Origin of the sequence: Caballeronia sp. ATUFL_M2_KS44, from assembly GCF_023630965.1 — a bacterium.
Classification (GTDB): Bacteria; Pseudomonadota; Gammaproteobacteria; order Burkholderiales; family Burkholderiaceae; genus Caballeronia; species Caballeronia concitans.
In genome coordinates, this window is record NZ_JALQEA010000054.1 from 1 (window position 1) to 24,433 (window position 24,433).

26 protein-coding genes are annotated in these 24,433 nt (G+C 63.2%); 2 read left to right on the plus strand and 24 right to left on the minus strand.

The genetic code is table 11. From position 1 onward, the window contains the following. From fabI to NCR39_RS23600, 21 genes are all read right to left on the minus strand, one after another. Nucleotides 1-733: enoyl-ACP reductase FabI (gene fabI, locus NCR39_RS23500; protein ID WP_250454494.1), on the minus strand; the 733-nt coding region annotated here is incomplete at its 3' end. After that, nucleotides 730-1,923 (minus strand): acetate/propionate family kinase, encoded by a 1,194-nt coding sequence (locus tag NCR39_RS23505; RefSeq protein ID WP_250454495.1) that lies wholly within the window; start codon nt 1,921-1,923, stop codon nt 730-732. The genes NCR39_RS23505 and fabI, both read right to left, overlap by 4 nt. Nucleotides 1,924-1,926: 3 nt before the next feature. Then, entirely contained in the window at nt 1,927-2,865 is a 939-nt protein-coding gene (locus NCR39_RS23510) for a phosphate acetyltransferase (RefSeq protein ID WP_250454496.1), read from the minus strand. A gap of 11 nt (nt 2,866-2,876) precedes the next feature. Then, nucleotides 2,877-5,201 carry a DUF3141 domain-containing protein gene (locus tag NCR39_RS23515; protein ID WP_250454497.1) on the minus strand — a complete coding sequence of 775 codons (2,325 nt, stop codon included), beginning with the start codon at nt 5,199-5,201 and terminating at the stop codon, nt 2,877-2,879. A 175-nt stretch (nt 5,202-5,376) separates the two neighbouring features. Next, the gene (gene ppk2 / locus NCR39_RS23520; protein WP_250454498.1) at nt 5,377-6,210 is read right to left on the minus strand and encodes a polyphosphate kinase 2; all 834 of its coding nucleotides are present in this window, start codon (nt 6,208-6,210) and stop codon (nt 5,377-5,379) included. An 11-nt stretch (nt 6,211-6,221) separates the two neighbouring features. After that, entirely contained in the window at nt 6,222-6,479 is a 258-nt protein-coding gene (locus NCR39_RS23525; RefSeq protein ID WP_250454499.1) for an RNA recognition motif domain-containing protein, read from the minus strand. 95 nt (nt 6,480-6,574) lie between these two features. Further along, on the minus strand, nt 6,575-6,787 hold the full coding sequence (locus NCR39_RS23530) for a DUF2964 family protein (protein ID WP_250454500.1): 213 nt from the start codon (nt 6,785-6,787) through the stop codon (nt 6,575-6,577). A gap of 44 nt (nt 6,788-6,831) precedes the next feature. Beyond that, complete coding sequence (locus NCR39_RS23535; protein ID WP_250454501.1) at nt 6,832-7,353, minus strand: hypothetical protein; 522 nt, start codon at nt 7,351-7,353, stop codon at nt 6,832-6,834. Between the two features lie 6 nt (nt 7,354-7,359). Further along, nucleotides 7,360-7,947, minus strand: a complete 588-nt coding sequence (locus tag NCR39_RS23540; RefSeq protein ID WP_250454502.1) for a hypothetical protein — start codon at nt 7,945-7,947, stop codon at nt 7,360-7,362. 49 nt (nt 7,948-7,996) lie between these two features. Further along, the gene (locus NCR39_RS23545) at nt 7,997-8,455 is read right to left on the minus strand and encodes a glycine zipper domain-containing protein (RefSeq protein ID WP_502800275.1); all 459 of its coding nucleotides are present in this window, start codon (nt 8,453-8,455) and stop codon (nt 7,997-7,999) included. A gap of 368 nt (nt 8,456-8,823) precedes the next feature. Then, a complete protein-coding gene (locus tag NCR39_RS23550) occupies nt 8,824-9,819 on the minus strand; it encodes a 2-hydroxyacid dehydrogenase (protein ID WP_250454504.1) in 996 nt (331 codons plus the stop codon). A 30-nt stretch (nt 9,820-9,849) separates the two neighbouring features. Further along, entirely contained in the window at nt 9,850-11,439 is a 1,590-nt protein-coding gene (locus tag NCR39_RS23555; protein ID WP_250454505.1) for an aspartate:alanine exchanger family transporter, read from the minus strand. Nucleotides 11,440-11,623: 184 nt separating this feature from the next. Further along, nucleotides 11,624-12,565: a 3-hydroxyacyl-CoA dehydrogenase gene (locus NCR39_RS23560; protein WP_250454506.1), complete on the minus strand. Its 942-nt coding sequence runs from the start codon at nt 12,563-12,565 to the stop codon at nt 11,624-11,626. An 88-nt stretch (nt 12,566-12,653) separates the two neighbouring features. After that, nucleotides 12,654-13,586, minus strand: a complete 933-nt coding sequence (kce, locus tag NCR39_RS23565) for a 3,5-dioxohexanoate:acetyl-CoA acetone transferase (RefSeq protein WP_250454507.1) — start codon at nt 13,584-13,586, stop codon at nt 12,654-12,656. Between the two features lie 40 nt (nt 13,587-13,626). Next, nucleotides 13,627-14,433, minus strand: coding sequence for an SDR family oxidoreductase (locus NCR39_RS23570; protein WP_250454508.1), 807 nt, complete (start codon nt 14,431-14,433; stop codon nt 13,627-13,629). A 29-nt stretch (nt 14,434-14,462) separates the two neighbouring features. Next, nucleotides 14,463-15,131, minus strand: coding sequence for a GntR family transcriptional regulator (locus NCR39_RS23575; protein WP_250454534.1), 669 nt, complete (start codon nt 15,129-15,131; stop codon nt 14,463-14,465). A gap of 192 nt (nt 15,132-15,323) precedes the next feature. Further along, nucleotides 15,324-15,605 carry a DUF3325 domain-containing protein gene (locus NCR39_RS23580; RefSeq protein WP_250454509.1) on the minus strand — a complete coding sequence of 94 codons (282 nt, stop codon included), beginning with the start codon at nt 15,603-15,605 and terminating at the stop codon, nt 15,324-15,326. Further along, nucleotides 15,602-17,176 (minus strand): PepSY-associated TM helix domain-containing protein, encoded by a 1,575-nt coding sequence (locus NCR39_RS23585; RefSeq protein WP_350029693.1) that lies wholly within the window; start codon nt 17,174-17,176, stop codon nt 15,602-15,604. The genes NCR39_RS23580 and NCR39_RS23585 overlap by 4 nt, the downstream gene beginning before the upstream one ends. Before the next feature lie 41 nt (nt 17,177-17,217). Continuing rightward, the gene (locus tag NCR39_RS23590) at nt 17,218-17,511 is read right to left on the minus strand and encodes a DUF3649 domain-containing protein (protein ID WP_250454511.1); all 294 of its coding nucleotides are present in this window, start codon (nt 17,509-17,511) and stop codon (nt 17,218-17,220) included. A 211-nt stretch (nt 17,512-17,722) separates the two neighbouring features. Continuing rightward, nucleotides 17,723-19,066, minus strand: a complete 1,344-nt coding sequence (locus NCR39_RS23595) for an MFS transporter (protein WP_250454512.1) — start codon at nt 19,064-19,066, stop codon at nt 17,723-17,725. 61 nt (nt 19,067-19,127) lie between these two features. Continuing rightward, nucleotides 19,128-19,913 carry an SDR family oxidoreductase gene (locus tag NCR39_RS23600; RefSeq protein WP_250454513.1) on the minus strand — a complete coding sequence of 262 codons (786 nt, stop codon included), beginning with the start codon at nt 19,911-19,913 and terminating at the stop codon, nt 19,128-19,130. A gap of 742 nt (nt 19,914-20,655) precedes the next feature. On the opposite strand from NCR39_RS23600, the gene NCR39_RS23605 reads away from it, so the two are divergent. Then, on the plus strand, nt 20,656-21,054 hold the full coding sequence (locus tag NCR39_RS23605) for a hypothetical protein (RefSeq protein ID WP_250454514.1): 399 nt from the start codon (nt 20,656-20,658) through the stop codon (nt 21,052-21,054). 70 nt (nt 21,055-21,124) lie between these two features. Here NCR39_RS23605 and NCR39_RS23610 read toward each other — a convergent pair whose 3' ends face one another. Further along, entirely contained in the window at nt 21,125-21,916 is a 792-nt protein-coding gene (locus NCR39_RS23610; protein ID WP_250454515.1) for a DUF2182 domain-containing protein, read from the minus strand. A 16-nt stretch (nt 21,917-21,932) separates the two neighbouring features. Beyond that, entirely contained in the window at nt 21,933-22,535 is a 603-nt protein-coding gene (locus tag NCR39_RS23615) for a DUF1326 domain-containing protein (protein ID WP_250454516.1), read from the minus strand. Between the two features lie 318 nt (nt 22,536-22,853). Between NCR39_RS23615 and NCR39_RS23620 the strand changes: the two genes are divergently transcribed. Beyond that, nucleotides 22,854-23,522: a CpsD/CapB family tyrosine-protein kinase gene (locus NCR39_RS23620; RefSeq protein WP_284507336.1), complete on the plus strand. Its 669-nt coding sequence runs from the start codon at nt 22,854-22,856 to the stop codon at nt 23,520-23,522. Here the strand turns inward: NCR39_RS23620 and NCR39_RS23625 are convergent. Next, complete coding sequence (locus NCR39_RS23625) at nt 23,519-24,412, minus strand: ATP-grasp fold amidoligase family protein (protein ID WP_250454536.1); 894 nt, start codon at nt 24,410-24,412, stop codon at nt 23,519-23,521. The two genes, NCR39_RS23620 and NCR39_RS23625, sit on opposite strands and share 4 nt — an antisense overlap. Between the last annotated feature and the right edge of the window lie 21 nt (nt 24,413-24,433).

Here is a 24,433-nt window from a genome sequence, read left to right on the forward strand (position 1 = left end):
CCCCCCCCGGTAGGGCGGCCCGCACAACCCGCATGGAACCCCGCCCTACATGGATGCCACCGCGGGCCCCCGGCCCCCCCCCCCCCCCCGCTTCGGTGAGCAGGAGATCGAAGTCCTTGAGCCCGGACGCCGCGCGCGTTTTCAGCGGACCGGGCGATATGGCATGCACGCGCACGCCCTGCGGTCCGAGTTCGAACGCGAGATAGCGCGCGCAGGCTTCGAGCGCGGCCTTCACCGGACCCATGACGTTGTAGTTCGCGACGACCTTGTTCGCGCCGTGATAGCTCATCGTGAACATCGTGCCGCCGTTCTTCATGAGCGGCGCCGCGAGCCGCGCCATCCGCACGAACGAATGACACGAGATGTCCATCGCCGCCGCGAAGCCCTGCGCCGAGCAGTTCAGAAGACCGCCTTGAAGATCCTCCTTCGGCGCCCACGCGATGGAATGCACGAGGATATCGAGCGCGCCCCATTCGCGTTCGATGCGCGCGAAGACCGCATCGAGTTCGTCCTGACGCGACGCATCGAGCGGCATGAAGATCGGCGCTTCGAGCGCCTGCGCGAGCGGCTCGACGTGAGGCTTCGCCTTCTCGCCGGCATAGGTGATGGCAAGCTCCGCGCCCAGATCGCGGAACGCCTTCGCGCAGCCGTACGCAATGGAATGCTCGTTGGCGATGCCCGTCACGAGCGCCTTCGCGCCTTTCAACGGCGGCGTCTGAACCTGCAGTGTCATGTCGATGCTCCTTGCGTCAGCGCGAGCGTATGACGCGCGATCATCCGTTCTTCGTTGGTCGGCACGACCCACGCGCTCACCTTGCTCGATGCCGTGCTGATGCGCGGGCCGCCGCTTTCGTTCGCGGCGTCGTCGAGTTCGATGCCCCACCATCGCGCTTCGTCGCACACGCGCCGCCGTATTTCCGCCGAATGCTCGCCGATGCCTGCCGTGAACACGAGCGCATCGAGGCCATGCAGCGCGGCGGCCATCGATCCGAGTTCGCGGCAAATGCGATACACATAAAGATCGATGGCGAAGCGCGCGCGGGGATCGTCGGTGGCGAGCAGCGCGCGCATGTCGCCCGATATGCCCGATACGCCGAGCAATCCCGAGCGCCGATACAGCAGGTCTTCGATCTCGCGCGCGTTCATGCCGAGTTCGTCGAAGAGATAAAGCACGACGCCGGGATCGAGACTGCCGGTGCGCGTGCCCATCATGAGGCCGTCGACGGCGGTGAAGCCCATCGTGCTCGCGACGCTCTTGCCATTCAGCATCGCGCAGAGGCTCGCGCCGTTGCCCAGATGCGCGACGACCGTGCGCCCCGCCGCTGCATCGGGCGCGATCTGCGGCAGCACGCTCGCGATGTATTCGTACGAGAGGCCATGAAAGCCGTAGCGCCGCACGCCCATCTTCGTCACCGATTCCGGCAGCGCGAACGCCTGCGCGAGCGGCGCCTGGCTTGCGTGGAACGCGGTGTCGAAACACGCGACTTCCGGCATCGACGGATTGCGCTCGGCAATGATGCGAATGGGCTTCAAATTGTGCGGCTGATGCAGCGGCGCAAGCGGCGTGAGCGTGTCGAGTTCGTCGACGACATCGGCGGTGGCGAGCACGGGCTGCGTGAAACGCGCGCCGCCATGCACCACGCGATGCCCCACCGCGATCAGCCGATGCCCTTCGCCATGCGAGCGCAGAAAGTCCGCGATATGCGCGATGGCTTGCGCGTGCCGCAGCTTCTCGCCATCGCCCCATGCGTGCTCGCCGGTCTTTTGACCGTGGGCGTCGAATGCGGTGAAGCGCGGCGAACTGAAGAGCCCTTCCGCCTGCCCGTGCGTGACGAGCGCGAGACCATCGGGACCGTTCACGTCGAACGCGCAGAACTTGATGCTCGACGAACCGGCGTTGAGAACCAGAATGACGTCGGCCATGTTTCACCCCAGCAATTGCGCTTCTTCCCGGCGCTTGGCCGCGACGAGCGACGCCACCGCGCACGACGCGAGCCGCGATTGCAGCGTATCGGCGCGGCTCGTGAGGATGATCGGCACGCGCGCGCCGAGCACGATGCCCGCCGCATCCGCGCCCGCGAGAAACGACAGGCTTTTCGCGAGCATGTTGCCCGCTTCGAGATCCGGCACGAGCAGCACGTTCGCGCGGCCCGCGACGGGCGAATCGATCTTCTTGGTCCGCGCGGCTTCGGGATCGATCGCGTTGTCGAGCGCGAGCGGACCGTCGACGAGCGCGCCCGTGATCTGATGCCGGTCCACCATCTTGCAGAGCGCGGCGGCTTCCAGTGTCGACGGCACTTTCGGGTTCACCGTCTCCATCGCGGAGAGAATCGCCACGCGCACTTCGGCCATGCGCACGGCGTGACCGAGATCGATCGCGTTCTGCAGGATATCGACCTTGTCCGCGAGCGTCGGCGCAATGTTGATCGCGGCATCGGTGATGATGAGCACGTTCTCGTGACCCGGCACGTCCATGATGAAACAGTGGCTCACGCGCCGCGCGGTGCGCAGCCCGCCTTCGCGCGCGACGACCGCGGCCATCAGTTCGTCGGTGTGCAGGCTGCCTTTCATCAGCGCTTCCGCCTTCGCTTCGCGCACCAGTTCCACCGCCCGTTGCGCGGCGGCATGACTGTGCGGGGCATCGACAATCGGAAAGCCGGCGATGTTCAGCCCGAACTCTTCCGCCACTTCGCGGATGCGCTCGCGCGGCCCGGCGAGCAGCGGCTCGATCAACCCCATGGCGGCGGCTTCGACCGCGCTTTCCAACGATGTGCGGTCGCACGGATGCGCGATCGCCGTCTTGAGCGGCGGCAGCGTCTGGCAGATCGCGATGAGCTTCTGATACTTCTCGTGCGTATGCTCCATGTTCACTCCCGTCAATGCGTCTGCGCCGATCGTTTCGCTGGCTTCGTCGCGCGCGCGGGCGGCATCGGCAGCGCGGCGCGAATGCGCGCAAGCATCTCGCGCTGCGCGGCGCTCGGCTCCGTGCTCTGCATGCGGCTATCGGCGAGCAGCGTATCCATGAGCGTGAGGAGCTTCTTGCGCTCGTCGGCATCGGCGAGGAGATCGGGCAACGTCGCGAGCGCCTGCTGCGGTTCGAGACGCACGACGATCTCCTGCTCGCCGCGCAGCCGGCGCCACGCATCGGGCTGCATCTGCGGCATGTATTGCGCGTAGTCGTGCGTCAGTTCCTGGCGCAGCAGCATGCGGGCGAAAGGCACCGGCTCGTCGTGCTGCATCAGGAGACACGCGACGCGTGCGAGCGCTTCCGCATAACCGCCCTTCGCGATGCCCGCCAGCGCTTCCTGCACGAACGGCAGATCGCGCGGATTGGCCGGTTCATGCGGATGCTCGCCACTCGCCATGGCCTGATCGTGATGCGCCGAGAACAGCGTGCCGTAGACCGAAAAGAAGAGGCTTTCGGTGGCGGCGTCGCGCATTGCACGATAGAAATCGAGGCTCGCGCTCACCATGTCCGATCCGCAATGCTCCGCGTCGCGCCACGCGTTCTTCGCGGTATCCGGCTTGCGCGCGGCTCTCACCGCGTCCGCTGTCGGGCCGAGCCACGCGAGCCACGGATTGAGGTCCGACATCATCCAGCGCTGCGCACGCAACGGATGAAACTGCCTGAGGAACGTCGCGGTCACGTCGTTGGACATGGCCTGCACGAACGGTTGCGCAAACAGCTCATACGCACGCTGATTGAAATCCGATACCTGTTTCACGGCCTGAAACGGCAATTCGTCGATGCGTTCGAAGCGGTTGAACCGCGCAACCACGTCTTCCAGCCGATGCTCGCGGAACGACACGTCGTATTCGGTCGTGCCGTTCGGGGTCTTGCGTTCGGCGATCTCCATGCCGTACAGCCCCGGCGGAAACGTCTCGATCGCTTCGAGCACCGATGCGATCTGCGTGTACTCCTTCTTCGCAACCTTGCCGCTCACGAAGATGCCGAGATGGCCGATATCCTGATGCATCAGCCCGACGATCACCTGTCCGCGCGACTTGATTTCCTCGGTGCTGCGATAGATGTCCGTGACCCAGTTGAACGCTTGTTGCGGCGGCGTGATGTTGTCGCCGAGCGACGCGAAGAGAATGATCGGCGAGCGGATCGCGCGCAGATCGAACGATGCGCCTTCCACGCCGCGCACTTCGCCCGACCATAGCTGGTTGCCGACGAAGAGATTGCGCGTGATCCATTCGATCTCGTCGCGGTTCATCAGGTAGTAGCCGCCCCACCATCGTTCGAAGTCGAGAAAGCGCGGCGGTTCGGTGTCGATGTTCGCGAACAGGTGGTAATACTTGTCCCACAGGCTGTTCGCGGGATTGAGCGACTCGAAGTTCTGCACGAGATGGGCGCCGTCGAACCGGCCGTTGCCGAGGTCCGCCGTGAACGACGCGAGCCACGTGCCGCCCAGCATGCCGCCGGAATAGCGCATGGGGTTGTCGCCCTCGCCTTCGCTCCATGCGCCGCTCCAGTACGACATCGGCGCGCCGTTGATGACGAGCGGACCCGTTTCGTCCGGATCGGAACTGGCGAGCATCATCGCGGCCCAGCCGCCCTGGCAGTTGCCGACGATCGCGGGCTTCGGACTCTCGGGATGCCGCTCGCGCACGTGCTTCACGAAGCGCTGCTCGGCTGCGCAGACATCGAGCAGGGTCTGGCCCGGCTGCGGATCGCGGAAGAACGTGACGAAATAGACCGGATGCCCCGCACGCAACGCGACGCCGACTTGCGAGTCGTCCTTGAAGCCGCCGATGCCGGGACCGTGACCCGCGCGCGGATCGATGATGAGATACGGGCGCTTCGTATCGTCGATCACGACGCCTTGCGGCGGCACGATACGCAAGAGCGCATAGTTCACCGGGCGCGCGAAGCCGCGTGCATCGAGAAGCATCTCGTACTCGAAATGCAGCACCGGTTCGGAGCCGCGCTTCGCGCGTTCGACGAACTGGTTGCCGCGCTGGCGCAGCGTGTCCCAGAAGAGAATGGAGCGCTGAAAGACATCGACGGCGTAGTCGTATGCATTCGGCTGCGCCGGCATGGATGCACGGGCCGCGCCGTTGTCGAGCCACGTCTTGCCGGCGGCGCTCACGCGCTCGCTGTAGTGCTGCTGCGCGGTTTGCGCGCGCTTCTGGAACACTCGTGCGACCTTGCCCGCGATTTCCTGGCTGCGGGCGAACTGGACGGCATACGTCATGCGTGACCTCCGCCGGAGATTGAGAGGGAAGCGCTTACATCAGATGCAGGGCCGGATGATGAACGACGCGCCTGCGTGATTACGCATGGATATCATCGACAAAACCCATGCGCAACGTTGCATCGGCACGATGTCATCGTCGTTGAGCTACATCAAGGACTGGTCGATGCCGCGTTCAAAACGGCTCCGGCACGTAACGCAGAGGCCGCCCGTTCTCGCGATAGCCGTCGGGCTTCTGGCGTTTCGGCAGCTTCACCTTTTCGCGCGGCACGGCGCTGTAAGGAATGTTCGTCAGCAGGTGGCTGATGACATTGAGACGCGCGCGCCGCTTGTCGTCGGAACGCACGACGTACCAGGGCGCGTGTTCGGTATCGGTGGCGGCGAACATGTCGTCGCGTGCGCGCGAGTAGTCGTACCAGCGGCTGTAGGATCGAAGGTCCATTGGCGAGAGCTTCCAGATCTTGCGTTCGTCGTGGATGCGCGCTTCGAGACGGCGCGTCTGTTCATCCGGACCTACTTCGAGCCAGTATTTCAGCAGGATCACGCCTGAATCGATGATCGCGCGCTCGACGAGCGGCACGCCGCGCAGAAAGGTATCCACCTGCTCCTGCGTGCAGAAGCCCATCACGCGTTCGACGCCCGCGCGGTTGTACCAGCTCCGGTCGAAGAGCGTGATTTCGCCGGCTGCGGGCAGATGCGGCAGATAGCGCTGCATGTACATCTGCGTCTTTTCGCGGTCGGTCGGCGCGGGCAGCGCGACCACACGAAACACGCGCGGACTCACGCGTTCGGTGATCGCGCGGATGGTGCCGCCCTTGCCCGCGCCGTCGCGTCCCTCGAACACGACGCAGATTTTCGCGCCGGTATGAACGACCCATTGCTGCACTTTCACGAGTTCGACATGCAGGCGCGCGAGTTCCTTTTCGTAGGTCTTCGCGCTCAGGCGATCATGTCCGCTCTCGCGGTCGTGCGTGCGTTCCGGCTCTGCGATCGCATCGTGATGGTTCATGTGTGTTCCCCTCAACGCTCGTGGCGCTCGGGCATGACCTGCACCACGAGCGTGCGTTCCTTCCAGACCATGTTGTGCAGGCGCGGCTGGAAGCGGCGCAGCACATACGACTCCACGGAATCGAACGTCACGACCGCCGCCGGATGCTCGCCCGTGCCGCGCACGCGTCTGATGGAATCGAAAGAAGGGAATCCGTACTTACAGAGGAACTCGCGGATCTCGTCATCGGTCGTTTCCTCTTCGACATTGCCAAGCCAGAGATCGCCCATTACGAAGCCCTCCATCGCATGCGGGACGTGCGCCGCCGCGTTGATCAGTATTCAGCTTCTATAGCGTAGTACACAATCGCGGCCATCACGACGATTCATGACGACTCGTCGCCATTCCCCTGCTTGCGCTGCGCGAGCGGATTCAGCGCCGCCACGAACACGACGATGCCCGCGCCCAGCGCGACCATTCCATAGCGGAACTCGGGCCGCACGTCGTAGATGAGACCGTGAATGGTGCCGTACAGCCCGCCCAGCCAGATGAACACGCCAATGGCCGCGATCACCATTCGAAGCTCGTCTCGTCTCATCCATGCCTCCGTGGCGCACTCCGTTGCACCGCATCCGCCACTCATCACAACACGTTCCGCTGGCTCGGATCGTAGCGAGGATCGGGCTGCTTCTGCGTCTGCCTGAGCACGCCGTCCTTGTCGAAATAGAAATGGAATAGCAGATGGTCGATGTTGTTCTCCACATACCGATACGACCACACTTCGCGGTCCATGCGCTTGAAATACGACGTTTCGAACGGCCGGCCGAATGCGGTCAGCACGTCGTCGCGCGTCCACTTGCCGACTTCCGCGCGATAGAACTCGTTGTCCTGAAGCACTTGCCGCACACTGACGACCTTGCCCGATGCATCGATATCGACGGCTGTGGTCGTGGAACCCATCGGCTGCGTCGGCCACATCAGCCGCTTGCCGCCGCCGGGCAACTCATAGCTTTCCTTCGGCGCACCGAGACGCGCGATGATCGCCTGCTGATCCATGCCCGCATCCACGCGCGCTTCCTGCTGCGCGCAAGCGGCAAGCATCAACACGGCGGCAGTGCTCAGGCTCACACCATGCCGGCGCGACAATAAAAGGCCCTTTTTCATGGCACTTTATTTGGGCATCGCGGGATCGACGGAAATGGCCAGCGCTTCGGTGTACACCGCCTTCACCTGGTCGCCCTTCTTCACGCGCTTCAATCGGTCGGGGTCGGACACGACGACATCCACCGTCTGCCCGCGCGGACCGCGCAGCGTCACGACGTTCGCATGGCGATCGACGGCGACGACATCCGCGATGATCGTCACCTCGCGCCCGATCTCGCCGCCCGGCTTCGCGCCCTGCGGCGCGCGCGCTTCGATTTCTTTCTCGGAACGCTTCACGTCGGTCTTCGTATCGACGAGGCTCAGGCTGAGCGATTCGCGATACTGCGCCGTGACGACATCGCCGACCACGAGCTGATCGAAGTTGCGCGCTTCTGGCGTCACTTCGAGTTCCAGCACCTTTCCCGCTTTCGTCTTGAGCGTGACGGTGCGCGTGGCCGGATCGATGCCGACGACCGTCGCCGTGACCTTCGCCACGCCCTGCACCGTGGCGCCGTGCTGTCCGCGCTCGATGCTCATGTCCGTTTCGGGCTCGGCGGACAGCGCGCTCGTGCAAAGCGCAAGACATGACAGCAGAAGCAGACTCGTGCGCCTCATCTTCTCGCTCCTTCTACATGGCTTCAAACAGCGCCGCGTACCTTGAACGTCATTGAATCGAATAGCCGCGACCCTGCATGCAGGCGGCCCACGCGCGGTAATACGTGCTCATCGCGCCCTGGCTTTGCGCCTGTGCGTTGGCTTGCTGCTCGCGCCGGTTCTGACGCGCGCGCATGCCGCCCGCCATCGTGCCGGCGGTGGCGCCGATGGCCGCGCCCTTGCCCGCATCGCCCGCGATCGCGCCGATGACCGCGCCGCCCGCCGCGCCGCGCGCAGCACCGCCCACGCGTTCGCCGCCGCCGACAGCAGGCCCGCTCGGCGGTGGCGGCGCTGCCGATGCCGTCGCCGGATCGATGCCCGTGTTGCTCTTCGCCCAGCTATAGCAGGCGCCATCGTCCTTCTGCTGTTGCTGCGCGCTCTGTCCTTTCGACGGATAAGCGATCGGCTTGCCTTGCGCCATCACGTCGAGCGCCAACACCGCGATCACGATGGCGCAACTCACTCGCATTCTCTTTGCGTTCATGCCCACTCCTTGCCTTCCTTCTCATTCGACGAACGTACTTCAACGGCAGCGCGCATGCGCCACGACTCTTCTGATACACCACGCCGTTGCCGTTGACAATGACAGTCATGCCGCCGCTCTCTCTATTGCACGAGAAAGCGCTTGCGATAAACGTGATAGCGCGCCGACCGGTTTCGGTCCCTGAAACAATGCGAGTCGGTTCGATGAGATGTGCGAACGGTATCGTCGATTTTTTCGCAGCAGCGTGCCGAAAACGGCGTGAATCGCCGCCATTGATCGCGGAGTCAGTTTGAAGATATGCAAACGCCGTGGCTTATTCAAGGCCACGGCGCGTGCGCCGCGCATCGCGCTTGTCAGCTTGCCTTTACTTCATTCACGAGCGGCTCGTTTATCTCGAACGCACTCACGCTTTGCAGCGTCGTTTCGCAAATGGTCGTAAGCGCTTCGCGAGTCAGATAGGCCTGATGCCCCGTCACGATCACATTCGGAAATGAAACGAGACGCTGCATGACATCGTCCTGAATGATTTCATTCGACAGGTCGCGAAAGAAGAGACTGCCTTCCTGCTCGTACACGTCGATGGCGAGTCCGCCCAACTGTCCGCTCTTCAATGCCCCGATGACCGCCTCGGTATCGATCAGCGCGCCGCGGCTCGTGTTGATGAGCAGCGCGCCGGGCTTCGCGCGTGAGAGCATGCCGGCGTTGATGATGTGATGCGTCTGCGGCGTCAACGGACAATGCAGGGAGATGATGTCCGCCTTCTCGCCGATCTCGCCGGGCTCAGCATAACGGCAGCCGAGCGATTCGAATTCCGCCGACGGATACGGGTCGTAGCCGATCACCTCGCATCCGAAGCCGAGCATGATCTGCGCGAACACGCAGCCGATCTTTCCCGTGCCGACGACCGCGACCGTCTTTCCGTACAGATCGAAGCCGATGAGTCCATCGAGCGAGAAGTTCGAATCGCGCGTGCGGTTGTACGCGCGATGCACCTTGCGGTTGATCGCGAGCAGCAGCGCGACGGCGAACTCCGCCACGGAATACGGCGAATACGTGACCACGCGCACGACCTTCATGCCGAGCCGCGCCGCCGCTTCGAGATCGACATTGTTGAAGCCCGTGCAGCGCAACGCGACGAGACGCGTGCCGCCGCGATGCAGCGCTTCGAGCGCGCGCGCATCGGCCTTGTCGTTGACGAAGATGCAGACCGCGCCGAAGCCGTTGGCGAGACCGGCCGTATCGTGATCGAGCAGCACGTCCAGATATCTGAGCGCGTGGTGCTCCGACTTGTTCGCTTCATCGAGAAACTTGCGCTCGTAAGGCGTCGAACTGAAGATCGCGACTTCCATGATGGCCTCCCTGAAAATGTCGATACGGCTTTAGCCGCTCGCGAGCGATATGGCGATCTGAACGAAAAGCACTTTCACGATGGTCATCGACGGAAAAATCATCGCGTACATGATGTCGGGCTGCTCGGTCGGCGCAATGCGATTCGCGAATGCGAGGATGGCCGGGTTGCCCGTCGCGCCGCAAATCACGCCGGCGGTGGTATCGAACGGCAGCCTGAATAGCCACAGGCAGCACGCCGCCGTCACGCTCACGAGCACGGCCAGCGTGATCGCGCCGTATAGCAGCAGCAGCGGGCCGGCCGTGCCCACGGTCGCGATGAACTTCGGCCCGCACGATATGCCGACCTGCGCGAGAAAGATGGTGAGCCCGAGATTGCGCAGCACGAGATTCGCGGAGAGCGGCATGACCCACACGAAAGGCCCGTTGCGGCGCAACTTCCCGAGACACAGCGCGAGCAGCAGCAGCGCCGCGAGGCCGAGACTGAACGAACCGAGACCCGGCACGGGCAGCGGCAACGCGCCGATCAGAAGCCCCGCCGCCGCGCCGATGCCGAGGCAGATGAAGCTCAAGTCCGCGGTGCCTTTGATGGAATCGCCGAAGAACGCGCGAATGGTCGCCTGATGCGCGCGATTGACGAGCAGGCCCACGCGATCGCCTGCTTCGATCACGAGATCGGGCGTGGAAAGCAGATCGGCGTCGCCGCGTCGCACATGCGCGATCGCGCACTTCACGCCATCGGGAAAGCGGATGTTGCCGAGCGCCATGCCGACCACCGCCGGATTCGATGCGAACACGCGCATGTAGTCGAGATCTTCGCGACGGCTCGTCACGCGGCCCGGCTGCAACTCGCCGCATAGCGCGGTGGCCTGTTCGAGCAGCCGGCGATCCGTGGCCGTGGCAAGCAGGACATCGTCGGAGCGCAAGACGAAGTCATCGGCGGGCAACTGGTTGTGATGCTCGCGACGCACCGCTGCAATCGCGACGCCCGCAGGCAACCGAGCCGTGAGCGCCGCAATGGTGAGACCGAAGAAGCTCTCGTTTCTCAGCGCGATTTCGGCGGTTTCGAGCACCTTCGCGGGCGGCTTCGCGATCTTCGCCTTCAGCATGACCTTCAGCGCGTAGAGAAACAGAATGGGCCCGGCCACGCCGAACGGATACGCGACGCTATAGGCAACGGCGGCGTCGTTGCTTTTCATCGATGCAATCGCGACTTGCAGGCTTGCCGTGCTCGTGCCGCTGCCGGCGAACATGCCGAGCGAATCGGCGAGCTTGATGCCGAGCGGAATGAACGCGCACGACACGAGACCCGAGACGATCACGCCGACGCATGCGGCCGCGTTCGCCTTCGCGCCGTCGCGGCTCGTGAGGCCCTTGAAGAACTGCGCGCCGTATTGAATGCCGATTCCGTATAGAAACAGCAGCAGCCCCAGCGTGCCGAGCAACGCGGGCGGCGCGGACTTAGGCGCGAACGCGCCCACGGCGAGTCCGACGAACAGCACCGCGCCGGACCCGAGCGCGACGCCCTTGATGTTGATCTCGCCGATCAGATAACCGAGCGCGATGGTCAGAAACAGCGCGAATAGCGACTGATTTTCGAGGAACGTCCTGACTGCATCCATGCTGCCTCCCGTCGATCTTGCCGTTCTGCCTGCAAACATTAAAGACGCTCGACGGGGCGCAGTCCAGATTCATTGACTGCGATGACTCGATTTGCGAAACGATCGGGAGCGGCGCATCGAATGTTCGAACGTGCCGCTCGCGTGGATTGCTACTCACGCGCTTACATCATCGCGCGAAGGTAGACTAACCCTTCTCTTCCAGCGACCGCCGATGCGCGAGCAGCGCCATCAAGCGACGATCCCGCCAACGGCTGCGCTCTTCGATGCGGTCCCGATCCAGCACCGCGCGGCGTTCCGCGTCGAGCCGCGTGAGCGTTTCGTCGGACCAGTGAAACGGCGTGCGCGTCGCCGCGATACTGCGATATGTGCCGCCATAGCGCGACGCATAATCCGCCACGCCTCCGGGCGCGTTCAGGTCGATGGTCTCGAACGGACCCATGAACGACCAGCGCATCGCGAGACCATCGCGCATGACGGTATCGAGGTCGGCTGCGCTCGCGTAGCCTTGTTCGTAGAGACTCAACGCTTCGTCGAGCACGGCGCCTTGCAAGCGGTTTAATAAGAACCCCGAAATTTCCCGATTCACGACGACCGGCTTTTGCCCCGCTTCTTCGTATAGCGCGCGCGCACGTTCCAACGTCTGCGGCGCGGTCCACGGCGCGCCGCACAGTTCGACGAGCGGCACGAGCGAGGGCGGATTCACCGGGTGCGCCACGAGACAGCGCGCGCGCCCTTGCAGCCCTTCGGTGAAGGTCGATGCAGGCAGTCCCGATGTCGAGCTTGCGAGCAGCGCATCGGGCTTCGTCAGCCGGTCCAGTTCGGCGAACAATGCGCGCTTCGCATCCACCACCTCGGCGATGTTCTCTTGCACGAGATCGGCATCCGCGACGGCTTGCGCCAGCGTCTCGCATGCGGCGATGCGCGCGACGATGGTATCGACGGCTTCGTCGATCAGACCGAACGATGCGAGGTCCTCCACGCTTTCGCGGATCGCCGGTATCGCGCCCGCGAGCATGTCGGCGGATGCATCGTGAATCTTCACCGTGAAGCCGTTGCGCGCGAACACGATGGCCCACGCGCGGCCAATGCGCCCCGAACCGATGACCGCGACGTTTCTTCCTTGCATTCGATTGATCCTCTATAAGTTACGAGTCCGCGCGTTGACCGCGGTCAGCACGACGATCCCTGCACTGTCGTTCACGATGCTTCGCGCATCAGAAGTTGGTGTCGCTCGCGCCCTTGAGTTGCAGCATTTCGCGCGCTTCGTCCGGCGTGGCGATATCGAGCGACAGCCCTTCGATCACCTGCCTGATCTTGCGCACTTGCGCGGCGCTGGATTCCGCGAGCTTGCCCGGTTCGATCCACAACGAATCTTCCAGGCCCACGCGCACGTTCGATCCCTGCGCGACGCCCATGGAGCCGAGCGTGATCTGATTGCGGCCCGCACCGAGGATCGACCAGACATAGTCCTTGCCGAACAGGCGGTCCGCCGTGCGGCGCATGTGCGCGAGATCTTCGGGATGCGGACCGATGCCGCCCAGCAAGCCGAACACGCTCTGCACGAAGAACGGCGGCTTCGCGAGCCCGCGGTCCACGAAATGCGCGAGGTTGTATAGATGCGAGATGTCGTAGCACTCGTACTCGAAGCGCGTGCCGTTCGCACTGCACGAAGTGAGGATGTATTCGATATCCGCGAACGTATTCTTGAACACGAGATCGCGGCTGTTCTCCAGATGCTTGCGCTCCCACTCGTATTTGAATTCCTTGAAGCGATCGAGCATCGGATAGAGGCCGAAGTTCATCGAGCCCATATTGAGCGACGCCACTTCCGGCTTGAAATGATGCGCGGGCTTCAATCGCTCGGCGACGGTCATATGCGGACTGCCGCCCGTCGTGATGTTGATGACCGCGTCGGTTTCCGCCTTGATGCGCGGCAGAAACTCCTGGAACACGGCGGGATCTTGCGTGGGATGGCCGTCGTTCGGATCGCGCGCGTGAAGGTGAATGATGGCCGCGCCTTCCTTCGCCGCCGCGAGCGCCGCATCGCCGATCTGCTGCGGCGTCAGCGGAAGATACGGCGACATGGACGGCGTATGGATCGCACCGGTCGGCGCGCATGTGATGATGACCTTGCGTTTGTTTGCCATGGGGTCCTCTTAAGTCCTTTTGTCCGTGTGGGTCTTCAGTTCAAAGCACTTCGACGTTGCCGCACACCGAGATGGCCTGCCCCGAGATGCCGCTGCCCGCGGGCGAGCACAGAAAGAGCGCGGTCGCCGCGACTTCTTCGGGCGTCGTCATGCGGCGCAGCGAAATCTTCGCGAGATACTGCTGCTCCATCTCGTCGTATGAGAGGTTCATCTGCTTCGCGCGCGCGGCGATCACGCGTTCGATGCGCGGCCCTTTCACGACGCCCGGCTGTATCGCGTTGACGCGAATGTTCGTGGGACCGAGTTCGATCGCGAGGCTCTTCACCATGCCGACCACGGCCCACTTCGTCGCTGCATACGGCGTTCTGAACGCATAGCCGAGCCTGCCCGCCACCGACGACAACGCGATGATCGTCCCGCCATGCGGTGCGTTGCGGAGAAGCGGCACCGCGCGCCGCGCGAAGTAGAACTGCGCGTTGAGATTCACGTCCACGGTGTCTTCCCACGCCTCGACGTCGATCTCTTCGATACCGCCCGTCGGTCCCGCGATGCCCGCGTTGTTCACGAGCACATCGAGGCCGCCGAGCTGGCTTTCCACATCGCTGAAGACGCGTTCCACCGCATCGCGGTCGGACACATCCGCGAGCGTCGCGGTAATCGGATTCAGTTCGGCGCAGGCTTCGGCTTGCGCGAGCGCATCGATGGCGTCGGGGCTCGCATCGCAGACATGCACGCGCGCGCCGGCATCGATGAAAGCGCGCGCGGTCACGAGCCCGATGCCCGATGCGCCGCCCGTGATGAGCACGCGCAAGCCCGCCTGCGGTTTCAACATCTGAATAACCGTCATTCGTCGTCTCCGTCTATTTATTCGCGATCCTAAGCGTTTGCCTTCTTGATACTGAATTCACTGGCTTGTTCCGCGCCTTGCAGACGCTCCGCGATATCCGCCGCCGCATCGCCGATATCTTCTTCGATGCCTGCACGCGCGCCTTCGCCGTCGCCGCGCCAGAGCGCCTCGACGATATGTCGATGCGCGGTCATCGAACGGCGCATGTGCGGGATATCGGGTGCGACGAGATTCAGGAACGGACCGATGCGCATCCACAGGTTCTTGATCGTCGCGAGCGTGATGTCGCTTGCGCCGTGCGTGTAGATGGCAATGTGGAATTCGAAATTGTCGCGCAGATAGGCGGGGCCGTCGCCGGCTTCGACATGCGCGTCCATCACGTCATAGACAGCTTGCAACGCGGTGAGATGCGCATGCGTCATGCGCGACGCCGCGCGCTTCGCAACCGCGCCTTCGAGCGCGATGCGCACGTCGCGCAGTTCGCCGAGCAGTTCGAGCGTCATCGGCGGGACCATCAGCGCGCGGCCGGGTCCGTCGATCAGCGCGCCTTCCGCCTGCAGACGCGTGAGGGCCGCGCGCACCGGCATGGTCGACGAACCGACGGCTTCCGCCACGCTGCGCAAGCTCAACAACTGGCCCGGCGCGAAGCGGCCCGTCATGATCGCCTCGCGCAATTGCGCATAGACGCGGCCCGCCATGGTTTCCCTTGCCACGAGTTCCAGCGAGGAAAGATCCGTTGTGGAGCGTGTCGCCACTGTGCGTCTCCGTCGTATGACTCGAGTTACGCTGCGTCAGCTGTGACCTGTGATCACAGTTCGGTTCAGTGAATTCTGTTACGTGTTCCGTTCGACGTCAACGGCGTTTCGTTAGGGGAAAACGCGGACGCGTGGCTAGCGTGCGCTCACACGCTCGCATGCGATCAACGCGATATACACGATGCCCGCGCCAAGGCTCGTGCATCCGCTATAGCGAACGAGGCCCATCGCCCATCCTTCATTCGCGACGAGCATCCATAGCGCGAACGCGAGACCGCACCAGCCCGCGATGCGAAAGGCATGCGTTTGTCCGCGCGTCATGAGCCGCTTGAACAATGTGAGTTGATGGCGCTCCATCGCCATGGCGAGGCACGAGAACGAGGCGATGCATACGACGACTGCGAGCATAGGCGTCATGCGTTCTCCTTCTCGCGCACATGATCGATGACACCCGCCCGCTCACGCACCGATGTCTTCGCGCGCGGACGATGACGCGTGACGCGCATCGCCAGCACGGCATGCAGTGCTGCGAAGGCCCACATCATCGCTTCGAAGCCCGCGAAAACAAGGTCGCCTTCCGCGATGCTGCGCCAGAACGGCCGTTGCGTGGTGATCGCATCGAGCACGGGCAACAACGCAAGCAACGCGGCCGCAAGCCATAACAATTCGATCCATGCGCGCTTGGCGGCGCGCGTCATCGCGTAGAGCAAGGTCGCGCCCCACACCGCGAAGAACACGTTCACCTCCGCATTCGCGCGGTCCGCGAGCGTAACCGGCAGCACGCGGTTGGCCCACAAGTAACTCGTCATGGCAACCGAAAGCCCCGCAATGCTCGCGATATTCAGGCGGTCGACGAGCCAGAAGCCGAAGTAAGGCCGCGCGGGATCGGGCAGCTTCTGACGGCGCTTGACGGTCCACATCACGAGGCCCGTGCCGACCATCGCGGTGCCGCCGAGACTCACGATGAAATAGAGCCAGCGCAATTGAAGATCGCTGAAGCGTCCGAGGTGCAGCGCATACATCACGCCGCGCGTTTCGGCCGCGCCGCCCACGTGTTCCTTCACGTCGATCAGCTTGCCGGACACGCCGTCGAACAGCATGTATTGCGGGCTCATCGATACCCGCGACGCCTCGCCTCGCGACACGGCCACGCGCGCGTTGGCATCGCCGGGAAGCGTGATCGTCACGCGGCCCACGTGATCCTTGCCCCAACGCGCCTGCGCTTCGCGGACCATCGCATCGACGGGACTCAGCGGCGCTTGCTTGCCGCTCGGCTTGCCCGGCTGAATGAAGGCGCTCGTTTGAGCCTGCATTGCCTGACGTTGCGCGGGCGTCCTGAGCGCGGTCTGCGCGCCCCACGGCATGTACATCGTCATGAGCGTGACGAGACCGGTGTAGGTGATCATCGCGTGAAAAGGCAGGCCGAACACGGATAGCGCGTTGTGCGCATCGAGCCATGAACGCTGGCCCTTGCCGCCGCGAAACGTGAAGAAGTCGACGAAGATCTTCTTGTGCGTGATGACGCCGCTCACGATGGCGACGAGCATGAACATCGCGCAGAAGCCCGCAATCCAGCGTCCCCATAGCGGCGGCATGTAATAGAACTGGAAGTGGAAGCGATAGAAGAACTCGCCGCCGAGCGTGTCGCGCGATGCGGTCTTCTGCCCTGTGAAGGGATCGAACGTGCCGTCCTGAAACGTGCGTTGGCCGGGCGCGGCGTGCGGCGTGCGCCAGAACGCGCTCACGACGTTCGTGCGATCCGAAGGCAGATCGAAGCTCCATTGCGCGCTTCCCGCCGCGATGCTGCCGAGCGTGCCGGCCACGCGCTGCGCCGTTTGCGCGGCATCGGGCGACTCGCTCCGATGCGGCGATTCGGGCCGCATCCATTGCGAGGTCTCGTCCTTGAAGTAGCTGACGGTGCCGGTCAGGAACATCGCGTAGAGAATCCAGCCCGCGAGCAGACCCGCCCACGTGTGCAGGTCGGACATCGTCTGCCGGATGCCGCGAGGCTTTATTTCAGGGCTTTTCTTCACGACGCCTGCCCTGCGAACCACACGCTGGCCGCCGCCAGCAGCAGCGGCGCGGCTGCAACGATGAGACCGGCCCACGCGCGCATCGCGCTTCGCACGGCGAAGACCCAGATCACCGCGCACGCGTACACGACGAAGCTCAGCAACATGCCGGCAAGCACGGCCTGCGTCTTGTCGATGGGCAACGCGAGCGTGGCCACGCTCGTCAACGCGGCGAGCGCGTAGCCGCCGAACATCGCGGCGACGATGCGGGAGATGAGCGGTGCGGCTTTCATCGGAATGTCGATACTCATGGCGAAGGGCCGAACGGCGCGTCGTGCGCTTCGTTCGGCCCTTGTTTCAGGGATTGAAATTGAATATCGGCGATTATCGCTTAATTGCGAATCATTCGCAATTCGAGGGGATGCGCTTAGCCGAAGGAATGCCGAAGCGCGCCGGCATTAACGCCGCGCAGCGGTTGCCCGTCTGCGCGGCGAGGCGGTTCAGAGATGAGTGACGAACGTTTTACTGAAGGCCTTCGCCGCGCACCGTGCCTGCGTCGCGGAAACGGATCTTGTGCGGCATGGCCCACGCAATCAGCGCAGCCGTGAAGATGCAGACGACCGCGATCGCATACAGCCCCATCGATGCGCTGCCGAGCATGTCCTTCACCTTGCCGACCATGTACGGCGCGACGATGCCGCCGAACTGACCCAGCGAGTTGATCAGCGCAAGCCCGGCCGCCGCCGCCGCGCCGGTCAGAATGCGCGCGGGGAACATCCAGAAGATGCCGAACGATGCGATCACGCCCGTCGCCGAGATGCTCAGGCCGAGCACGAGCAGCACCGTGTTCGTGGGCCACGCGGCGCTGATGAAATAGCCGAACGCGGCGGCCAGCGCGCAACCGGTCAGATGCCAGCGGCGCTCGCCCGTGCGGTCCGAGTTGCGGCTGATGAGCACGGTGCCGATCATCGCGGAGAGATACGGAATCATCGTGATGAGACCGATGACGAGCGGATCGCTATTGCCCGCGCTTTTCACGAGCTGCGGCATCCAGAAGAGGAAGCCGTAGATGCCCATGCACAGGCCGAAGTAGATGAGCGAGAACAGATAGATGACCGGCCAGCGCAATGCAACGAGAAAGGAATGCGTGCTGTCCACCTTGCGATCGCGCGCGATGATCGCGGAAAGCAGGCTCTTTTCAGCGGGCGTGAGCCACTTCGCATCTTCGACGCGATCGTCGAGCACGAACAGCACCATCAAACCGAGCGCGATGGAAGGCAGCCCTTCGAGCAGAAAGAGCCACTGCCAGCCCGGCATGCCGTTCAAGCCGTCGAAGTACTTGAGGATGCCGCCCGAGATCGGCCCGCCGATGATCCCGCACAACGCAATCGCGCCGAAGAACAGCGAGTTCATGCGCCCGCGACGTTCGGCGGGAAACCATTGCGTATAGAAGTACAGCACGCCCGGCACGAAGCCCGCTTCGAGCGCGCCCAGCAGAAAGCGCAGCACATAGAACGACGTTTCGTCGCGCACGAACATCATCGCCGCCGATGCCGCGCCCCACGAAATCATGATGCGCGCGATCCAGCGGCGCGCGCCCGTGCGGACCATGATCGCGTTGCTCGGAATCTCGAACAGCAGATAGCCGATGAAGAACACACTCGCGCCCAAGCCATACGCGGCTTCGCTCAGGCCGAGTTGCGACTGCATCTGCAGCTTCGCGAAACTGATGTTCACGCGGTCCAGATACGCCGCCACGAAGCACGCGAGGATGAGCGGCACGATGCGCCAGCTCACCTTGTTGAAAATGCGCGCTTCATCGAGCGCGTGCGCCTCGGGGACGACGTCCGCCAGGGTTTTGAGCATTGCTTGTCTCCGTCGATACTTTTATATGAAGCACTGCGTCAGCCGAAATGCTCGGGCTCGTCTATCCGCGTCCGACGAACGGCCTCTTCGTCGCCATGACGGTCATGTACTGCACGTTCGCTTCGAGCGGCAAGCCCGCCATGTAAGCGACCGAACGTGCGGCATGCGCGAGGTCCATCGTGGGTTCGGGCGCGCGTTCGCCGTTGGCCTGCAGCACGCCGCTCTGCATCTTCGCGGCCATCTCGGTCATCACGTTGCCGAAGTCGATCTGGCAGACCGCGATGTCGTACTTGCGGCCATCGAGCGCGCATGCCTTCGTGAGCCCGCTCACCGCGTGCTTGCTCGCGGTGTAATCGGCGGAATGAAGACGCGGCGTGTGCGCGGACAGCGAACCGTTGTTGACGATGCGGCCGCCGCGCGGCTCTTGCGCGCGCATCTGCCGAAAGGCCGCCTGCGTGCATAGCAGCGTGCCCGTCACGTTGATATCGAGCATGCTGCGAAAGCGCTCGACCGACAGGTCTTCAACCGAGACTCCTTCCACGCCCAGGCCCGCGTTGTTGAACAGCAGATCGAGCCGGCCGAAGCGTTGCCGCACGGTATCGAAGAGATGCGTGACGGATACGGGATCGGCCACGTCGGTTGCGATGGCGAGCAGGCGGTCGGCGGCGTCCGCACGCTGCCCGGCGTAATCGCGAATGACGGCATCGAGCGCGTCCTGCCGACGGCCCGCGAGCGCCACGCGCCAGCCTTCGTCGGCGAGCGCGTGGACCGTCGCGCGGCCGATACCGCTGCCCGCTCCCGTGACGATGGCGACGCGGTTTGCATTCGGTCTGTCGTGCTGACTCATTGTTCGTGTTCCCCCGGAATGTTCTGGATCGTCCTTGCATCGACTTAGCGAATCTAGCCAAAAGCCCGCGCGCCCAATATTGAGAATTTGCGATAGGGGTATGAGAAAGCGTTATACCTTTGGCGTATTCATGGGCAGATCCGGCGGCCATGCGCGTGCGGTAAGTCTTGCATCGCCCTTACGCAGCAAGGTTTCCGGCGTTGTTGCGCCACGGCATCGCGCTGTATGCGAGTCCCCGTGCGTGTTGTCTGCCGAAATGTGAATAGGGGAAGATGCGGGGGAAGATGCGAACGGCTTTTCGCTTTTCTGCCGACGGTCGCTAAAGCGGCGCCGCTACCGCGCCGTCCACGAGAAGAGCACGGCACACGACATCGAGAACTTCACATTATTCAGTGCACCTACTGACTTACGAGAATATGCACTGGACCTTTCGATTTCTAACTTCTATAAAACGTGAGTGTGCGGCATCGCGCAGGAAAGCCATCTGAATCACACGTCGATTTTCACACGGCGGCGCTCGAACTCACTCGACGCGCCTGTGTCCGATCGTGCCCGATTGTTCCTTTTGCTGCCGCGCACCTGTTCGAATCAACGCATGTTGGAAACAAGAACGTGGAGGTTGATCATCATGAGCAATAGTGCCTCAGGCAGGTTTCTGATTCACGCCCTCGTCGGCGTCATCGGCGTCACAGCGGCAACGTGGGCATCGACCGGTCATTCACAGACGCTCCCGAAACAAGGCATGATCGAAGCAACTTACACCGCATCCGGAGCCGATGTTCGAAACGTCACCGTCAGCGGCGACGACGCCGTCTATCTCTTCGAATCGACGCTCCTGATGACCAACAGCAACAAGACGCCGCTGATGCAGAACGTGACCGCGCGCTGCGTCGAAGCGGGATTCAGCGCCGGCAGCGCAACGGGATACTGCGTCTATTCGGACAAGGACGGCGACAAGTTCGTCGAGGCGTACACGTATCAGGGCGGATCGACGACAGGCAAAGGCACGCTCAGTTCGGGCACCGGAAAATACAAGGGCATCCAGGGACAGTTCGACTGGCAGCAAGTCGTCGCCCTGCCCTCGGATAAAGGCACGTACAACTACATCGGCAAGAAGACGGGCAGCTATCGCATTCCGTAGAACGGCGGCGTTCGGTCTTCTCTGCCGCATCAGTGCGCGCCGTACATCGGCATTCGCGAACTGCGCGCGCTTAGACGATATGCGGCAGCACGATCCATCCCGCCCACGCGATCAGCCCAATCCCGAGCGCCTTGCCGATGTATCGTCCCGAAGGAAGGTTCTTTTCCGCCGCCATGACGGCGCCGAGCGCGAGCATCCACCCGACGCTTCCCGTTCCCACCGCGAACATGAGCAGCATGAGCGTCCAGCAGCAGCCCACGCAAAACGCGCCGTGATTCACGCCCATCAGAAAGCTGTCGCGTCGCGCGTTCCGGCCGCTCCAGTGCTCCATGACGAACATGAGCGGCGAGCGGCACTTGTCCAGGCACCGATACTTGATGCGGCTGAACTGGTAGACGCCCGCCAGCCCGACCACGCCCGCGCCCAACAGCCACGCATGCAGCGAGATCATCGGCGTGCGCTGCGCGAACTGATGCAACACGGCATCGGCGCCGTGCGCCACTGCGCCGAACATCGCCCATGCAGCGGCATAACCCGAGACGAGCAATGCAAGCAGCACGCGCCTGTCCGCGCGCGTGGCGGTGAGGCGTCTGAAGTTCGCGAGCAATGGAAACACGGTCGGCAGCATCATGGCCGCGATCATCAGCAGCCACGCCGCGCTATGCAGCAACGCGTCGAGCATCACGCTGCCGCCGGGAACGGATTCGCAAAGCGCGGCCACGCTCGGCAAGTCGAGCCAGCTCGCGTGATGCACGTAGCGCGCATACGGCCCCGCGCCCCACGCCCACAGCACGACCCAGGCGCTCGCCACCAATGCCGCGAAGAGGGGCGCGAAAAGCCGCGCGCGTTCGGCGTTGCGCATGTCGACGCCCGCTTCGTTATGACGCGAAGCTGAACGAGCCTTGAATGGCGTTATGCCCGCTCAACGTGAAATCGATGCCCAGCGTATCGTTCTTCAAGCGAAACTTATTCGCTTTGCCGACGTATGCGGGCGAGCCGGGTATCGTCGAGAAGATGCTTTCGACGAGCTTCGTCGGCTCGCCGGTGGGACCGCGATACGGTTCCAGTTCGGCGTCGACCGTCTGGCCCACGGTGAGTCTGCCCTTGCCGTCGCGCACCGTGTATTCGATCGGCGCACGCTCGACCGATACCACCTCGCCGATCAGCTTCACCAGTTCCGCGAGCGGGCCGCCGCGCTCTCCGCGATGCACGCTCAAGAGCGCATCGTATTGCGCGTCGGTGGCGTTGTTATCGACATACATCGCAACACGCCATTCGCCTTTCAGCACATTGCCCGGAATGAACGCGGCGAACGCGACGGTGATGCCCGACACGTCCACGCCATCGATCACGCCTTTTTCATAGTGATACGCCATTGCGCTACGGCATGTCCCGTTATCCGGATCTTCGCCGATCCAGCACGGACACAGCACTTTGCATTCGCATACTTCGAGAATGCTGCCTTCCAGTCGATAGCTCATTTCCGCCCTCATCCGTTGATGTCGAACGATCGGGCCGTCGTTAAAACACGTGTGTTCGATTGTGCGTTGTCTTGTTCCGAGCGACGTCCGCCCGCTTTCAGTTTTAGGCGTTATGCGCACGGATGGAAAGCCGCACGAATTATTTCCCAGTTGTCCATACTAATAAACCTGTACTACGCTGTCCCGGTGACACCGAACACGCATTCATTCGACGAATGCGCGAGTCAGTCAAAGCACGTTCGTTATAAATCACTCGACGCGGTCCGCGGTTCTCGAAGCTCCACGCCAGTTCAATCAACGGAGGCTCGCATCGTGCTCATGCCGCTCGAAGAGTTTCGTTTTGGACGCGGACAACGGTCGGCGTTGGCCGCAACGCGCCGCCGATCCAACGTGATGGTCATCACGGGGCCGACGGTCGGTGCCGGCAAGACCTACGTGGCCGCGAATCTCGCGGGCATCAACGCGCGCGCCGGCAAGCACGTATTGCTCATCGACGCCGATCTGCGACACGGGCGCGTGGCGTCCTTGTTTGGCCTTTCGCCCGGTGCGGGACTCGCGCATGTGCTCAGCGGAAGGACGGACATCAAGGCGGCGCTTCGCTCCGTGGACGTGCGCGGCCTCCAGGTGATGACAGCCGGCGGCGAACTCGCGGACCCGTCCGAGTTGCTTTCGAACGGACGTTTGCCTGAAATGTTGCGGCAACTCACGCCGCATTACGACGTCATCTTCATCGATACCCCGGCGATACTCGCCTTCGCCGATGCAATCACCGTGGCCGCGCTCGGCGGATCGACGATTCTGATCGCGCCGCCCGGAGCGCAAAGCGACGACGATCTGGAAGACGCGGTCAACGTGCTTCAGCGCACGGGCGCGAACGTCGCCGGCGTGATCTATAACGCGCCGCCGCGCCGCGCAGGCGACGATCGCAGGCGCGCTTACCCAGCGGGATATGCGGCACGGCGCCGGCGCAGTCCTGCGGCTTTCTAGGCCCGCGCGCCTTGCAGAAAAGGCCGGTTCATGAGACGGCCCCATTCGTAGTCGAGATTCTCGGGGACCATGGGAAATACGCCCGCGCCCGGCGTGAAAGTCAACTCGCCGAAATAAATCCGGTCGCCCGGCGCGTAAAGATCGACACGTACATACTCGAAACCTTCCGCAAGCGACGCCGCCACCGCCAGCAACGCGGCCAGGTTCGCCGGGCGCGGCGCTGCTTCCACGCTACGCAGATAGTGCCCGATCGCGACATCGAGACAGTTCCAGTTTGCGTCGTACGTATCGCCGCGCGGATGCTCGCTGAAACGATCCGAAATCACCGCGATGTAATTGACCGGCTTGGTCTGCCCTTCGCTGAAGAAGCAGTGAATCTTGATGTCGGGCGGAATTTCCTCGTTCGACTCCACGAGTAGCTGTTCGAAGTAGATGCGAGGCTTGATGGTGCGATAGTGACGTTCGCGCGCCACGCGATAGAAGTCGGTCGCAAGCCAGCGCTGCGCGAGACGCTGCAATTGCTCGAACGATGTCTTCGACTTGTCGCGCACGACCTCGACAAAGCCGCTGCCGTGATTCGCCTTCATCACGAACTTCGAGGGCAATGCATCGAACACGTCGCGCGTGAACGCGGGCGGCGTTGCAATGAGCGGTATCAGATATTGTTCGCCGACCTTGCGGCGCACGTAGTCGCGCACGGTCAATTTGTCGGTCAAATCGACGAAACGCGCATCGGGATAAAGACAGCGATGCAGAATCTTTTCGTTGAATGTTCTCGGATGCGTGAGATTCGGGAACCTTCCAACCTTGCGCCGGTGCTCGATAGTCAAGAACACGCGGTCTGGCATGCAGTCCAATACCGCTTTGCCAAGCGCCTTGCCGATCGACATCATCGTTCTCCTGTGTTGCGC

Coding starts and splice junctions, on each gene's coding strand:
- NCR39_RS23505 (WP_250454495.1), bottom strand. CDS start 1,923: ATGGCCGACGTCATTCTGGTTCTCAACGCCGGTTCGTCGAGCATCAAG.
- NCR39_RS23510 (WP_250454496.1), bottom strand. CDS start 2,865: ATGGAGCATACGCACGAGAAGTATCAGAAGCTCATCGCGATCTGCCAG.
- NCR39_RS23515 (WP_250454497.1), bottom strand. CDS start 5,201: ATGACGTATGCCGTCCAGTTCGCCCGCAGCCAGGAAATCGCGGGCAAG.
- ppk2 (WP_250454498.1), bottom strand. CDS start 6,210: ATGAACCATCACGATGCGATCGCAGAGCCGGAACGCACGCACGACCGC.
- NCR39_RS23525 (WP_250454499.1), bottom strand. CDS start 6,479: ATGGGCGATCTCTGGCTTGGCAATGTCGAAGAGGAAACGACCGATGAC.
- NCR39_RS23530 (WP_250454500.1), bottom strand. CDS start 6,787: ATGAGACGAGACGAGCTTCGAATGGTGATCGCGGCCATTGGCGTGTTC.
- NCR39_RS23535 (WP_250454501.1), bottom strand. CDS start 7,353: ATGAAAAAGGGCCTTTTATTGTCGCGCCGGCATGGTGTGAGCCTGAGC.
- NCR39_RS23540 (WP_250454502.1), bottom strand. CDS start 7,947: ATGAGGCGCACGAGTCTGCTTCTGCTGTCATGTCTTGCGCTTTGCACG.
- NCR39_RS23545 (WP_502800275.1), bottom strand. CDS start 8,455: ATGCGAGTGAGTTGCGCCATCGTGATCGCGGTGTTGGCGCTCGACGTG.
- NCR39_RS23550 (WP_250454504.1), bottom strand. CDS start 9,819: ATGGAAGTCGCGATCTTCAGTTCGACGCCTTACGAGCGCAAGTTTCTC.
- NCR39_RS23555 (WP_250454505.1), bottom strand. CDS start 11,439: ATGGATGCAGTCAGGACGTTCCTCGAAAATCAGTCGCTATTCGCGCTG.
- NCR39_RS23560 (WP_250454506.1), bottom strand. CDS start 12,565: ATGCAAGGAAGAAACGTCGCGGTCATCGGTTCGGGGCGCATTGGCCGC.
- kce (WP_250454507.1), bottom strand. CDS start 13,586: ATGGCAAACAAACGCAAGGTCATCATCACATGCGCGCCGACCGGTGCG.
- NCR39_RS23570 (WP_250454508.1), bottom strand. CDS start 14,433: ATGACGGTTATTCAGATGTTGAAACCGCAGGCGGGCTTGCGCGTGCTC.
- NCR39_RS23575 (WP_250454534.1), bottom strand. CDS start 15,131: ATGGCGGGCCGCGTCTATGCGCAATTGCGCGAGGCGATCATGACGGGC.
- NCR39_RS23580 (WP_250454509.1), bottom strand. CDS start 15,605: ATGACGCCTATGCTCGCAGTCGTCGTATGCATCGCCTCGTTCTCGTGC.
- NCR39_RS23585 (WP_350029693.1), bottom strand. CDS start 17,176: ATGTCCGACCTGCACACGTGGGCGGGTCTGCTCGCGGGCTGGATTCTC.
- NCR39_RS23590 (WP_250454511.1), bottom strand. CDS start 17,511: ATGAGTATCGACATTCCGATGAAAGCCGCACCGCTCATCTCCCGCATC.
- NCR39_RS23595 (WP_250454512.1), bottom strand. CDS start 19,066: ATGCTCAAAACCCTGGCGGACGTCGTCCCCGAGGCGCACGCGCTCGAT.
- NCR39_RS23600 (WP_250454513.1), bottom strand. CDS start 19,913: ATGAGTCAGCACGACAGACCGAATGCAAACCGCGTCGCCATCGTCACG.
- NCR39_RS23605 (WP_250454514.1), top strand. CDS start 20,656: ATGATCGAAGCAACTTACACCGCATCCGGAGCCGATGTTCGAAACGTC.
- NCR39_RS23610 (WP_250454515.1), bottom strand. CDS start 21,916: ATGCGCAACGCCGAACGCGCGCGGCTTTTCGCGCCCCTCTTCGCGGCA.
- NCR39_RS23615 (WP_250454516.1), bottom strand. CDS start 22,535: ATGAGCTATCGACTGGAAGGCAGCATTCTCGAAGTATGCGAATGCAAA.
- NCR39_RS23620 (WP_284507336.1), top strand. CDS start 22,854: ATGCCGCTCGAAGAGTTTCGTTTTGGACGCGGACAACGGTCGGCGTTG.
- NCR39_RS23625 (WP_250454536.1), bottom strand. CDS start 24,412: ATGTCGATCGGCAAGGCGCTTGGCAAAGCGGTATTGGACTGCATGCCA.